This is a genomic window from Paraburkholderia sp. GAS41 (genome assembly GCF_050436545.1).
Lineage (GTDB): Bacteria > Pseudomonadota > Gammaproteobacteria > Burkholderiales > Burkholderiaceae > Paraburkholderia.
The window spans coordinates 20,922-33,998 of record NZ_JBNDMK010000015.1; the positions used below are offsets into that span (position 1 = coordinate 20,922).

Below are 13,077 nucleotides of genomic sequence, written 5' to 3' on the forward strand. Positions count from 1 at the left end.
CGCGGTGTCCGCATTGGGTGGGAACCCAAAAAAAGTGGCCTGGCTTGCTGCGACGGCTGGCTTGGTTGTCTGCACGAAGGGGTCTAGATCTCGCGTGCAAGCCGTCGTTGCTGGCTAATGCCCCAACACCTCTCGAAGAGGTGGTCCCCACAATACCCGGTACGTCCGTCGTTACTTGGTCAAAATCAGCTTGCCGAGCCGTGTGGCGCGAAGCTGGTAGGTTTCGCCGTTATGCACGATGCTCACATGGCTGTGCCCTTGCAGGAGCGTGTCACTGACGACCGACGGCGCAGCAGTTCCACCCTTCGGCGCGGCGCCTTGACTACGCTCGCTGGACTGCCTCGGAGCGGCGACCGTCGTACTGGCTTTCGGACGGCTGGTCAGCGCAGCGGCAGCGGAGCCGCGCAGGCTGAGCGTAGAAGAGCGCGTGAGGTCGGTCATTCGGTCCGTCGGTTTGTTGTATTCGATGGAATGATTCTAAATGATAATCGTTCCCATTTACAAGACGATAAATTTATCGGAATTGGACTTCGATAGTCAGGGGATTGTCAGGAAAGGGGTGGTCGAGAAACAGGGCGCGCGCGTGGAGTCGAACTGGCGCCGCACGCTACGACACGGGCGGACAGTTGCCGCCCCATGCCGCATGTTCAATGCAACGCGTCAGGCGCCTTGCGGCCTTGCACGTACTGGCGGATCAGCCGCACCGTATCGATGTCCGACTCGCGGTATGCCGATTTGACGATTTCCTGCGTCTGGCGCGCATCCTGATCATCGGACACGGGCAGGGTGGTGCTGTACTCGAAGCGCAGGAACAACTGCAATTCATCGGGCTGCTCGATGGTCATCGTCAGCGAGCCGCCTACGTGGGTTTCGGTCGCGAGGATGTCGTAGCGCACGCTGTCATTGGGAGAGAACGTGACGCGATCACGCACGGTCACCTGCCCGTAGTGCAGTTCGCGCTCGAGCGTGCTGTCGGTGCGCGACAGGATCGTGCACGTGTCGAGTCCCAGCACGAACAGTTGCGGCTGTTCGGCGCGCAACACCAGCCCTTCCCACAACTGATCGCGGGTCATGGTGTCGACGAACGGATTCAACGGATCGTTGATCTGGACAAGGTGTTCGAAATTCAAAACGGTGGTTTCCTCTTTAAGCGATGGGTCCCGGCCAGACCAGCGCCCTCAGGCGCGGCGCAAGCGTGGCGCTGTTGTGACTCACGCGGCGGTGAGACCGGTGCGAATCGAGATCGGGCGCGTCAGGATCTTGTGGACCGGGCACGCATTGGCGATCTGCAACAGACGCTCCCGTTGCTCGTCCGACAGATCGCCCTCCAGCACGATGCGCCGGTCGATCGTCGAGCCTTCGTCGCCCGTCTGGATGGACAACGTCACGCGGACGTCCGCGAGCGGCCAGCCCTTGCGCTGCGCATACATCTTCAGTGTGATCGAGGTACAGGCACCCAGGCTCGACAGCAGCAGCGTCACCGGACCGGGGCCGCGGTCGCCGCCACCGAGCGATTCGGGTTCGTCGGCGAGCCACGTATGCTTGCCGTCGTCGAGAAGAACCTGAAAATCCGTCGAGCCGATGTGGGCTGTGACCGTGGACTCTGCCATGCGCGCTCCTGAACAGGGACGGAATGCGCCGCGCGGCGCAAGGGATCTGCGGCGCGCGGCATGAGTCGCTATTGTGAACGAAATTGTCCGGCTTCGTGCCGTGGAGGTCAGTGCGCGATCTGCCCCATGCGGCCCGCCTGGTAGTCGGTCACGGCCTGGCGGATTTCGTCTTCGGTGTTCATGACGAACGGCCCGTAGCGCACCACCGGCTCCTTCAGCGGCACACCGCCCAGCAGCAGGACCTCGAGCGGTTCCGCGCCGGCTGCCAGTGTGACCGTGTCGCCGTCGTTGCCGAACACGACCATCTGGCGCGCGTCGATTTCGCGGCGAGCCTCGCCGTACACGCCCTTGCCCGACAGTCCGTAAGCGAACACCCGGTAGTCGGGCGGCACGGCATGCACGATCTTCGCGTTGGGCTGCAGCGTGAAATGCTGATACAGGATGGGCGTGCGGGTTTCGATCGCCGCGGCCACACCCAGCGCTTCGCCTGCGATCACCTTCACCCTGACCTGGCCATCCGCGGAAGTCGCGACAGGAATCTTGGCTGACGGCACTTCCTGGTAGCGCGGCGCGATCATCTTGTCGCTGCGCGGCAGATTCACCCACAATTGCAGCCCATGGACGCGGCCGCCGGTGCGCACGAACTCGGGGTCCGGCATTTCGCTATGGACGATCCCCGCGCCCGCGGTCATCCACTGCACGTCGCCGGCCTTCAGCGTACCGGAGTGGCCCGCCGAATCCTTATGGCCGAACTGCCCCTCGAGTGCATAGGTGACGGTCTCGAAGCCGCGGTGCGGATGGTCCGGCGCGCCCTTGGCTTCGCCGGGCGCGTAGTCGATCGGGCCCATTTCGTCGAGCAGCAGGAATGGGTCGAAATCCATCAGCATGCGGGTTGGAAACGGGCGGTGGACGATGAAGCCGCCGCCTTCGGTCGTGCGAATCGCCGGATACGTGCGGTCGATCGTGCGTGTCGCGCTCATCAAAAGTCACCTTGGAAAATGGGGAATAGCGTTATTTCTGAAACATAGGGCTATTATAGGGACCGTTTTTCGAGGTGCCAGCCACCGTCACGCAATGGATTGTTCTATTCATGGAACGATGAGATGAAGATCGATTCACACAATCTGAACGACCTGATGTACTTCTCGCAGGTCGTCGAGCACGGCGGATTTTCGGCCGCCGAACGCGTGCTGGGCATCTCGAAGTCGCGCCTGTCGCGCCGTTTGACCGAACTGGAGGCGTCGCTCGGCGTGCGCTTGCTGCAGCGCTCCACCCGTAAGCTCGCGCTGACCGAAGCGGGTCAATTGTTCTACCAGCATTGTCAGGCGATGCTGTCGGAGGCGCAGGCGGCGGTCAACGTGGTGCAGCAATTGCGCTCCTCGCCGCGCGGGACGGTGCGCGTCAGCGTGCCGGTCACCATGTCGCAGACCTTGCTGTCGCAGATCCTGCCCGAGTTCATGCATCGCTATCCAGAGGTGCGGGTGGTCATGCGCGTGACCAACCGGGTGATCGATCTGTTCGAGGATTCGGTCGACGTGGCGCTGCGAATCCGCTCGGAGCCGCCGGAAAACGCCAATATCGTCGTACGGCCGTTGTGGCGCACGCAGCAGATGCTGGTCGGGGCGCCGAGCCTGTTGCAGCAAAACGCGCCGCCGCTGTTGCCGGCGGATCTGAGCCGTTTCGAGACACTGGATACGCCCACTACCGACGGCCGCCACGTCTTTCAGCTGATCGCGCCGGACGGCACGCGTCACACGCTCGAGCACGAGCCGCGTCTGGTGAGTGCCGATCTGATGACGATCCGCGAGGCAGTGCTGGCGGGTGTCGGCATTGCCGCGCTGCCGGAGATGATGTACGGGGCCGCGCTGCGCGCCGGTCAGCTCTCGCCGGTGATGCCGGGTTGGACCTTGCCGACGCCGCAACTCTACGCGGCGTTCGTATCGCGGCAAGGTATGGTGCCCGCGGTGCGCGCGTTCGTGGACTATCTGGTTGAGATGCTCGACCCGGACACCGGCAAGCACATCATGGGCGAATGCCCGAGCGCCGCAGAAAAGGGCAAGTCCGGACAGTCGCCGTTGGTTCAGTCTGCGGCTCAGGCAACGGTGTAATTCGCTGCGCGATCCACGCCACGTCATATCGTTTTGGCATTTAAGCGCCGTCTGCGATGAGTACTTTCAATGGGGCTTTGCTTGAATGCGCGAGCTTGCGGGCTTATATTGAATTCCTCCGCCAAGGAGTCTCCTGCGCGGAAACTCATGGCCGCTATCATAGCGAGCCTGATAGGGCTGATCGCGCCGTCCGTGTCGACCACGGCTGTCGCATGTGGAGTCGTTTGCTACTCATCCGATGGCAAGCGATCTCGCCGCCCGAAGGCGCCGAGTGCGCACAAAAAAAGGCCTTCATCCGACGATGAAGGCCTTTTACTTTGTTGCTTCAGATCCTTGAAACAAGGCTTTTTCGCGTTTTAGCGAGTGACGTGCTAGTGGCTCGCGGGCTGTGTCACGAAGCCGATTTTCGTGAGACCGCCGGCCTGCGCCGCCGACATCACTTCAGCCACCTTTTCATACGCAACCTTGCGGTCCGCGTTCAGATGCAGTTCCGGTTGCGGATCGGCTTGCGCTGCCTGGGCGATCTTCATACGCAAGTCGTCGTTGCTCACCGGCTTCTCGTCCCACAGCACCGTGCCGTCGGCTTCAATCGAAACGTTGACCTGCACGGGCTTCGTCTCTTCTTTCTGGCTGCTCGCGTGCGGCAGGTCGATTTTCACCGCGTGACGGATCACCGGAATCGTCACCATGAAGACGATCAGGAGAACCAACATGACGTCGACGAGCGGCGTCATGTTGATTTCGTTCATCAGGCCGTCGTCTTCTTCGTTGGCGAAAGGGCTCATTCCCATCGGAGGACCTCGCTGATCAGTGAGTGCGCGTGGCAAGGCGCAGGCCGTCGCCGCGTTTGGACGACGACAGGCGGGCGCCCGTCACGAAGAACGCATGCAGGCCGTGGGCGAAGCGGTTCAGCTTCGTCACGATCGCCTTGTTGGCACGGGTCAGCGCGTTATAGCCGAGCACGGACGGAATCGCGACGAACAGGCCGAACGCGGTCATGATCAGCGCTTCGCCGACCGGGCCGGCCACCTGATCGATCGAGCTCTGACCGCTGGCACCGATCGCCAGCAGCGCGTGATAGATGCCCCACACCGTGCCGAACAGACCGACGAATGGCGCCGTGCTGCCGATCGAGGCGAGGATCGCGAGGCCGCTCTGCATGCGCGCAATGCCGTCGTCCATGGTGTCCTTCAGGCAACGCGTGACCCAGTCGGACACGTCCATGCGGTCATGCAGATGCGGTTGCGTCTGATGATGGTGATCGGCGGCTTCCTGACCCGACAGCGCGAGCGCGAGGAACGGATTGTCCTGCGGCGACGAGGTGCCGCCGCCAAGTTTCTGCACGCCGTCCGAGAGATCGTCGGAATGCCAGAACGACTGTTCGGCGTTTTTCGTCAGACGCTTGAGACGCATCACGTTCCAGCCTTTGATGACGATCACGCTCCACGACAGCACCGACATGATCAACAGCGTGAGCGCGATGCCGCGCGTCACGAAATCCCCTTGTGCCCAGACATGGGCCAAACCGTAGTTCTGCATTGCGATTCCTTTTTTAAAGTCTGCCTGGGCCGTTCAGTTGCGCGAGCGGCCCGACCATGCGTGGCTCAGTCGTTCAGACCGAACTGATAGGGCTGTGTATAGGCCGCCCGGATGGGCTCGCCGTTCTCGAGATAGGGCTTGCATGCGCTTGCCTTGACGGCGGCCAGCGCGGCGTCGTCGAGGCGGTCGTAGCCGCTGCTTTTCTTCAGTTCGACGTTCTCGAGGTTGCCGCTCAGGCCCACCACGAATCTGACGTAAGCGGTGCCGGTTTCGCCACGACGTCGCGAGAGAACCGGATAGTCCGGCTTCGCGATATTGCAGTCGAGGTGCGAGACGTTCTTGGGCGCGCTGATTTCCAGCGTGGGACGACCGATTGCGGGCGCGGCGGCAGTAGCCGGTGCAGCCGGGGCGGCGGGCGCCGGCTGCGCGGATTCCTCAGCGGCGGGCGCCGTGGGCGATGGGCTCGCCGCCTGCGGCAAGGGCACGGGAGTCGGCCTCGCCACCGGCGTAGGCCGTGCCTGCACCTTGGGCTTGCTATGCGGGACCGGTGGCGTAGGCGTGGGCGGCGGTGGAGCGATCGACTGCAGGGCGGCAGGTGCTGCGACGGGCGCCGGGCTCAACAGTTCGGCGGTCATCGTGCGCGATTCGAGCGGATGCACCGCGGGCTCGTTGCGCACGGTCAGGATCAACGCGAGTAGCGCGATATGGATAGCGGCGACTGCGGCGGTTGCCTTGACGGTGCGGGAATGGGTACGGATGGAGGGCGCCGGCGCGAAGCCGGCCGGAACGGAGGGCGCGGCACGCATGTCAGCGCGACCGAGCGCCGTCGATACCGGGACTACGACAAAGCAACGTCATGTTCGGAATATCAGCAGCGAAATGCACAGTGTGGTCACGAAACCAATCAGCAATTCCATCTCGAACTCCTTTACGGGGTGAGCGGTAGCTGGCTGGTAACGTGTACTGGCTTGCTGACGGCAGTGGACTAAAGCGTGAGGCCGGAACGGACTCAGGACACGGCGAGCGCCGTGCCGGCAGGATCAGGCGGCCTTGCGCTCGTAAAACGTGAGCGGTACCGGATGGGCGTGATGCTCGACCCCGCAACGGCTCGCACAGACGCCGCTTTGCGCCATGACGTCGCGCACCGACTCTTCGCACTTGCCGCAGCACGTGGCGACGCCCAGCTCGAACTGGAGTTCATCGAAAGAATCGATGCCTTCCGCAATCGAGGCACGGATCTTACGGTCGGATACAGATTTGCACACGCAGACAATCATGGTAGGGCGCAATAGCTAACGTTAATGCGAATTATTATCATTTTGTTTGGGGCGTTTGGCAAGCGTCCTGATGGAATTTTTGTAACAAAACCAGACTGTTAGGAGGGATACCCCACGTTGGGGATGGGGCCGGATCGTGGGTGCCGGCTTCGGGCGGGGGCTCGGAGGGAATGGCGTTTGGCTGGCGCCAAACGCCTGCGGCGGGCTTCAGGCAGCCTGTGAATCCGCTGCCAGGGTGCGTGGCGACGGAATCACGACGCGCTCCACGGGTGCCTCGATCTGCAACAGGGTGGCAGCGAGCTGCTGCAGGTGTGTGCCGTCGCTGGTCGAGCAAAATCGGGGCGGATCGACGGGGCGGCCGGGCTCGCCGCGCAGACCGTGCTGGTCGAGCACGCGTTCCACCTGGCGGGCAATGGCGACGCTGGTGTCGATCAGCGTCATGCGCTCGCCGACGATCTCGCGGATCGCCGCGTCGAGAAACGGGTAGTGCGTGCAGCCGAGCACGAGGGTGTCGGCGCCGGCATCGAGCATGGGCTGCAGGTAGCTATCGAGCAGCGCGCGCAACTCGGCTGAGCCGACGTCGCAGCGTTCGATTGCCTGCGCGAGGCCATGACCGGGTTGACAGAGGAACCGGCAGTCAGCGGCGTAGCGCTCGAGCAGGGTCTGAAAGCGGGCACTGCGCAGCGTGACCTGGGTGGCGAGTACGCCGGCCACGCGGCTCCTGGATTGCAAGGCAGCGGGTTTGATACCTGGTTCGACACCGATGAGCGGAATGCTCAACCGCTCGCGTACCAGCGCGATGGATTGGGCCGTCGCCGTATTGCACGCCACCACCAGCACCTTGGCGCCCTGCTTGACGAGCCATTGGCCGATTGCCAGCGTGCGGTCGGCGATAAAGTCGTCGTCGCGCTCGCCGTATGGCGCGTACAGCGAGTCGGCAACATAGATGATCGATTCGTCAGGCACCTGTGCGCGCAAGGCGCGCAGCACCGACAAGCCGCCGAGGCCCGAATCGAACACGCCCACCGGCGCATGACCCGACTGAAGCTCGATGGCAGCGCGCGAGACGGGCGCGGGAAGTCCTGCGTCTGACAAAGTGTTAGGCATGGATGCAGTCACGGAAGCGGGCAAGGACACAGGCAGGGGTGCAAACAAGGGCAAAACAGAATGATACCGCCCGCGTGGCGCGCGCAGCGGCGCACGCGGGCTGCGCCGATCAGGATTCGATCGAACCCATGCCGGTTTGCTGGTAGTTCTGGATGCCGACCTTGTCGATCAGATCCAGTTGCGTTTCCAGCCAGTCGATATGTTCTTCGGTGTCGTCGAGAATCTTGACGAAAATCTCGCGCGAAATGAAATCGCGAACTGATTCGCAATACACGATGGCTTCCTTGCAGGTACTCTGCGAAATCTGTTCGAGCTTCAGATCGCATTCGAGGATTTCTTTGGTTTCCTCGCCGATCAGCAGCTTGTGCAGGTCTTGCAGATTCGGCAGGCCGTCGAGCATGAAAATGCGTTCGATCAGCCAGTCGGCGTGCTTCATTTCGCCGATCGATTCGTCGTACTCATGCTTGCCGAGTTTATCGAGGCCCCAATGTTTGTACATCCGGGCGTGCAGAAAGTACTGGTTAATCGCAGTCAGTTCATTCTTCAACTGCGAGTTCAGATATTCGATAACCTTCTTGTCGCCTTGCATGATTTTTTCCTTGTGGGGCACTGAAATACGAGTTTTCAACAACAATAAACGCCCGACCCGAAAAAGCCAAGGATCGGAGCAGTTTTTGACATGTGCAAACGATAAACACGACCGCTCGCCGTTGCATCAATGAAAAAGCCGGGACCCCGAGTCCCGGCTTCGTGTCGGCAGACAGCGGGCTTAAGACCCGGCGCTGGGCCGGGCTTTAAACCGTTGCGACCGGAATCTTGCCGATCTTGGCTTGCCATTCCTTCGGCCCGGTCTGGTGGACCGAGGTGCCGTTCGAATCGACCGCTACCGTCACCGGCATATCCTGCACATCGAACTCGTAGATGGCTTCCATGCCGAGGTCTTCGAATGCCAGCACCTTCGCGCTGCGGATCGCCTTCGACACGAGGTACGCCGCACCGCCCACGGCCATCAGGTAAGCCGCCTTGTGTTTCTTGATGGCTTCGATTGCAACCGGGCCGCGCTCGGCTTTACCGATCATGGAAATGAGACCGGTTTGCGACAACATCGTCTCGGTGAACTTGTCCATGCGCGTGGCGGTGGTCGGGCCTGCCGGACCCACGGCTTCGTCACGCACCGGATCGACCGGGCCGACGTAATAGATCACGCGATTGGTGAAGTCCACCGGCAGCTTTTCGCCCTTGGCGAGCATGTCGGCGATGCGCTTGTGGGCCGCGTCGCGGCCGGTCAACATCTTGCCCGACAGCAGCAGCGTCTGGCCCGGCTTCCACGCAGCGACGTCTGCCGGTGTCAGCGTGTTCAGATCGACGCGCTGGCTCTTTTCCGTGTCCGGTTCCCACTGCACTTTCGGCCATGCGTCGAGCGAGGGTGCTTCGAGCCTGGCGACACCCGAACCATCCAGTGTGAAGTGCGCATGACGTGTCGCTGCGCAGTTCGGGATGATGGCGATCGGCTTCGAAGCCGCGTGCGTCGGTGCAGCCATGATCTTGACGTCGAGCACGGTGGCGAGACCGCCGAGACCTTGCGCGCCGATGCCGAGTGCGTTGACCTTCTCGTGCAGTTCGACACGCAGTTCTTCGATCCAGTCTTGCGGGCCGCGGGCGATGACGTCCTGAATGTCGATCGGATCCATCAGCGATTCCTTCGCCATCAGCATCGCCTTTTCAGCGGTGCCGCCGATGCCGATACCGAGCATGCCAGGCGGGCACCAGCCGGCGCCCATGGTCGGCACGGTCTTGATGATCCAGTCGACGATCGAATCGGACGGGTTCAGCATCGCGAACTTCGACTTGTTTTCCGAGCCGCCGCCCTTGGCCGCGACCTGCACGTCGACCTTGTCGCCCGGCACGATCTCGTAGTGGATGACTGCCGGCGTGTTGTCCTTCGTGTTCTTGCGCGCGCCTTCGGGCGGGCTCACGATCGACGCGCGCAGTACGTTGTCCGGGTTCAGAAAACCACGGCGCACGCCTTCGTTGATCATGTCGGTGACGCCCATCGTCGCGCCGTCCCAGCGCACGTCCATGCCCACCTTCACGAACACCGTGACGATGCCGGTGTCCTGGCAGATCGGGCGCTTGCCTTCGGCGCACATGCGGCTATTGGTGAGGATCTGCGCGATCGCATCTTTTGCGGCCGGGCTTTCTTCGAGCTCATAGGCGCGGCCGAGCGCCTGGATGTAGTCGAGCGGGTGGTAATAGCTGATGTACTGAAGCGAATCAGCAATGCTCTGAATCAGGTCTTCCTGTTTGATGACGGTCATGAGTAGCTCAGTGGGAACAATGGCGCTTGTTGTACTGATCGCAAGGGCTGCGGGTTCAGTCTTGCGCCTTCAGGGGAGTGGAAACGGGTTGCTCGCGGGCCGGCTCGTGAAAATGGGCCGGGTGCGTATGTGTGGTCAGACGGTCCACGAGGGCCATCACGACGGCGGACAGCAGGAACGCCAGGTGAATGATCACCTGCCACATGATGGTGTGCGTGGAATTCTGGTCGGGGCTGATGAAGGTCTTCAGCAGGTGGATCGACGAAATGCTGATCAGCGCCATGGAGAGCTTCACCTTCAGCACGCCGGCGTTGACGTGGTCGAGCCATTCGGGCTCGTCCGGATGACCTTCGACGCCGAGGCGCGACACGAAGGTTTCATACCCGCCGATGATGACCATGATCAGCAGGTTCGAGATCATCACCACGTCGATCAGGCCGAGCACGACCAGCATGACGTTGGTTTCGTCTAGCGTCATCGAGGCCGTGACCAGATGCCAGACTTCCTTGATGAACAGGACGACGTAGACGCCTTGCGCGACGATCAGGCCAAGGTAGAGCGGCACCTGCAGCCAGCGGCTCATGAAGATGATGGCGGGCAGGGGGCGCATCGGGCGGCGCGGGTTACCAGCAGTGTCGTGGCGCGGAGCGGACATGGGCAAGAGTCAGGGCGTCAGGGCGAGGATAGCGGGCGGCGCAAATTGGCCAGGCATATCGGCAAACCTTCCGGAAAAGCTTGCGGCAGGCGCGCTATTGTACAGCGACACCCGGGTCGACCTCGTCGAGACCGGCAAACCCGGCAGGTCGAGCCGGCGGCGACGCGCGGGACGCCACGGACGGCGAGTTCAGTTAACATTGTAAAAGGGCCAGGCATGCAGCAATCCGCGAAAGGGTGCTTGCGTAAGTGGCTGGTAAGTTGCAACGTTTATCGTCCAGGATGAACGGGCTGATCGGGAACCGCTGGCATGGTGCAGTGCCACATGCCGTTTACCGATGGGCTGCGCAGGGTGTGAAGGCCCTGCGCGAGGGTTGGAGACAGGCGCCGCGCCATGCGGCGTCACCATGACATGGCGCGTCATCGGCGCGCCAGCACAGGATTTACGTTTCATCTTCACCAAGGGGTAGTCGATGTCTGCGATTGAATCGGTTCTTCAGGAACGCCGCGTTTTCCCTCCTTCTGCCGAAGCAGTGGCAGGCGCGACGGTCTCCGGCATGGACGCGTACCGGGCGCTCGTCGCCGAAGCGGAACGTGATTACGAGGGCTTCTGGGGGCGGCTGGCGAAGGAAACGCTGAACTGGCACAAGCCCTTCACCAAGGTGCTCGACGAGTCGAAGGCGCCGTTCTATACGTGGTTCGAGGACGGCGAACTGAATGCGTCGTATAACAGCCTCGACCGCCATGTCAAAGCCGGCCACGGCCAACGCACCGCGATCGTCTTCGAAGCCGACGACGGCACCGTCACCAATGTCACCTATCAGGATCTGCTGCAGCGGGTGAGCCGCTTCGCCAATGCGCTGAAAAAACGCGGTGTGAAGAAGGGCGACCGCGTGGTGATCTATATGCCGATGTCGATCGAAGGCATCGTCGCCATGCAGGCGTGCGCCCGCATTGGCGCGACGCATTCGGTGGTGTTCGGCGGCTTCTCGTCGAAGTCGCTCAATGAGCGGCTCGTCGACGTGGGCGCCGTGGCGCTCGTCACCTCCGACGAACAGATGCGTGGCGGCAAGGCACTGCCGCTGAAGAACATCGCCGATGAGGCGCTCGCGATGGGCGGCTGCGAAGCCGTCAAGAGCGTGATCGTCTATCAGCGTACAGGCGGCAAGGTGGCATGGAACGAAGGCCGCGATCTGTGGATGCATGAAATCACCCAGAACGAGTCCGATCAGTGCGCGCCGGAATGGGTGGGCGCCGAGCATCCGTTGTTCATCCTTTACACGTCGGGTTCGACTGGCAAACCGAAGGGCGTGCAGCACAGCACCGGCGGCTATCTGCTGTGGGCCGCGCAGACCCTGAAGTGGACCTTCGACTGGAAGCCCACGGATGTGTTCTGGTGTACCGCCGACATCGGCTGGATCACCGGGCATAGCTACATCACGTATGGTCCGCTGGCGCTCGGTGGCACGCAGGTGGTGTTCGAAGGCGTGCCGACTTATCCGAACGCGGGCCGCTTCTGGGACATGATCGCGAAGCACAAGGTCTCGCTGTTCTATACCGCGCCCACGGCGATCCGTTCGCTCATCAAGGCGGCGGAAGCCGATGCGAAGATTCATCCGAAGAGCTATGACCTGTCGTCGCTGCGCGTGATCGGCACGGTGGGCGAGCCGATCAATCCGGAAGCGTGGATGTGGTACCACGAGAACGTCGGCGGTAGCCGTTGCCCCATCGTCGATACGTGGTGGCAGACGGAAACGGGCGGCCACATGATCACGCCGCTGCCGGGCGCGACGCCGCTGGTGCCGGGTTCATGCACGCTGCCGCTGCCGGGCATCATGGCCGCGGTGGTGGACGAGACGGGGCAGGACGTACCGAACGGGCAGGGCGGCATTCTGGTCGTCAAGCGCCCGTGGCCCGCCATGCTGCGCAATGTATGGGGCGATCCGGAGCGCTACAAAAAGAGCTACTTCCCCGAGGAACTCGGCGGCAAGCTATATCTCGCCGGCGACGGCGCGGTGCGCGACAAGGAAACCGGCTACTTCACGATCATGGGCCGGATCGACGACGTGCTGAACGTGTCGGGGCACCGGTTGGGCACGATGGAGATCGAGTCGGCGCTGGTGTCCAATCCGATCGTCGCCGAAGCGGCGGTGGTTGGGCGTCCTGACGATACGACGGGCGAAGCCGTGTGCGCGTTTGTCGTGCTGAAGCGTTCGCGTCCGGAAGGCGAAGAGGCGGTGAAGATCGCCAACGAACTGCGTGCATGGGTCGGCAAGGAAATCGGACCGATCGCCAAGCCGAAGGACATCCGCTTCGGCGACAACCTGCCGAAGACGCGCTCGGGCAAGATCATGCGCCGTCTGCTGCGCTCGCTGGCGAAAGGCGAGGAGATCACGCAGGACGTGTCGACGCTGGAGAACCCGGCGATTCTCGATCAGCTTGGCGAGTCGCTCTAAGCCAGCAC

The 13,077-nt window shown here is 62.4% G+C and carries 14 protein-coding genes; 2 read left to right on the top strand and 12 right to left on the bottom strand.

Annotated features, from left to right (window positions below; translation table 11 throughout):
* Nucleotides 1-171: 171 nt before the first annotated feature.
* From hemP to P3T43_RS20510, 4 genes are all read right to left on the bottom strand, one after another.
* On the bottom strand, nucleotides 172-441 hold the full coding sequence (hemP, locus tag P3T43_RS20495) for a hemin uptake protein HemP (RefSeq protein ID WP_429282871.1): 270 nt from the start codon (nucleotides 439-441) through the stop codon (nucleotides 172-174).
* A gap of 206 nt (nucleotides 442-647) precedes the next feature.
* Entirely contained in the window at nucleotides 648-1,130 is a 483-nt protein-coding gene (locus P3T43_RS20500; protein ID WP_429273166.1) for an SRPBCC family protein, read from the bottom strand.
* An 81-nt stretch (nucleotides 1,131-1,211) separates the two neighbouring features.
* Nucleotides 1,212-1,610 carry an OsmC family protein gene (locus P3T43_RS20505; protein WP_429282872.1) on the bottom strand — a complete coding sequence of 133 codons (399 nt, stop codon included), beginning with the start codon at nucleotides 1,608-1,610 and terminating at the stop codon, nucleotides 1,212-1,214.
* Nucleotides 1,611-1,717: 107 nt separating this feature from the next.
* Nucleotides 1,718-2,590, bottom strand: coding sequence for a pirin family protein (locus tag P3T43_RS20510; protein WP_429282873.1), 873 nt, complete (start codon nucleotides 2,588-2,590; stop codon nucleotides 1,718-1,720).
* 123 nt (nucleotides 2,591-2,713) lie between these two features.
* On the opposite strand from P3T43_RS20510, the gene P3T43_RS20515 reads away from it, so the two are divergent.
* Entirely contained in the window at nucleotides 2,714-3,718 is a 1,005-nt protein-coding gene (locus P3T43_RS20515) for a LysR family transcriptional regulator (RefSeq protein WP_429282874.1), read from the top strand.
* 371 nt (nucleotides 3,719-4,089) lie between these two features.
* On the opposite strand, the gene P3T43_RS20520 is transcribed toward P3T43_RS20515, so the two are convergent.
* From P3T43_RS20520 to P3T43_RS20555, 8 genes are all read right to left on the bottom strand, one after another.
* The gene (locus P3T43_RS20520; protein WP_429282875.1) at nucleotides 4,090-4,509 is read right to left on the bottom strand and encodes an ExbD/TolR family protein; all 420 of its coding nucleotides are present in this window, start codon (nucleotides 4,507-4,509) and stop codon (nucleotides 4,090-4,092) included.
* Nucleotides 4,510-4,525: 16 nt separating this feature from the next.
* Entirely contained in the window at nucleotides 4,526-5,257 is a 732-nt protein-coding gene (locus P3T43_RS20525) for a MotA/TolQ/ExbB proton channel family protein (RefSeq protein ID WP_429282876.1), read from the bottom strand.
* Between the two features lie 65 nt (nucleotides 5,258-5,322).
* Nucleotides 5,323-6,063 carry an energy transducer TonB gene (locus tag P3T43_RS20530; RefSeq protein WP_429282877.1) on the bottom strand — a complete coding sequence of 247 codons (741 nt, stop codon included), beginning with the start codon at nucleotides 6,061-6,063 and terminating at the stop codon, nucleotides 5,323-5,325.
* 234 nt (nucleotides 6,064-6,297) lie between these two features.
* Nucleotides 6,298-6,534, bottom strand: a complete 237-nt coding sequence (locus P3T43_RS20535; protein ID WP_429282878.1) for a (2Fe-2S)-binding protein — start codon at nucleotides 6,532-6,534, stop codon at nucleotides 6,298-6,300.
* Between the two features lie 207 nt (nucleotides 6,535-6,741).
* A complete protein-coding gene (murI, locus tag P3T43_RS20540) occupies nucleotides 6,742-7,641 on the bottom strand; it encodes a glutamate racemase (RefSeq protein WP_429282879.1) in 900 nt (299 codons plus the stop codon).
* A gap of 109 nt (nucleotides 7,642-7,750) precedes the next feature.
* Nucleotides 7,751-8,230, bottom strand: a complete 480-nt coding sequence (bfr, locus tag P3T43_RS20545) for a bacterioferritin (protein WP_429282880.1) — start codon at nucleotides 8,228-8,230, stop codon at nucleotides 7,751-7,753.
* Between the two features lie 205 nt (nucleotides 8,231-8,435).
* Nucleotides 8,436-9,959: a fumarate hydratase gene (locus P3T43_RS20550; RefSeq protein ID WP_429282881.1), complete on the bottom strand. Its 1,524-nt coding sequence runs from the start codon at nucleotides 9,957-9,959 to the stop codon at nucleotides 8,436-8,438.
* 55 nt (nucleotides 9,960-10,014) lie between these two features.
* Nucleotides 10,015-10,614 carry a TIGR00645 family protein gene (locus P3T43_RS20555; protein WP_429282882.1) on the bottom strand — a complete coding sequence of 200 codons (600 nt, stop codon included), beginning with the start codon at nucleotides 10,612-10,614 and terminating at the stop codon, nucleotides 10,015-10,017.
* 472 nt (nucleotides 10,615-11,086) lie between these two features.
* Here P3T43_RS20555 and acs point away from each other — a divergent pair, with 472 nt between their 5' ends.
* Nucleotides 11,087-13,069 (top strand): acetate--CoA ligase, encoded by a 1,983-nt coding sequence (gene acs, locus P3T43_RS20560; RefSeq protein ID WP_429282883.1) that lies wholly within the window; start codon nucleotides 11,087-11,089, stop codon nucleotides 13,067-13,069.
* Nucleotides 13,070-13,077: the final 8 nt, after the last annotated feature.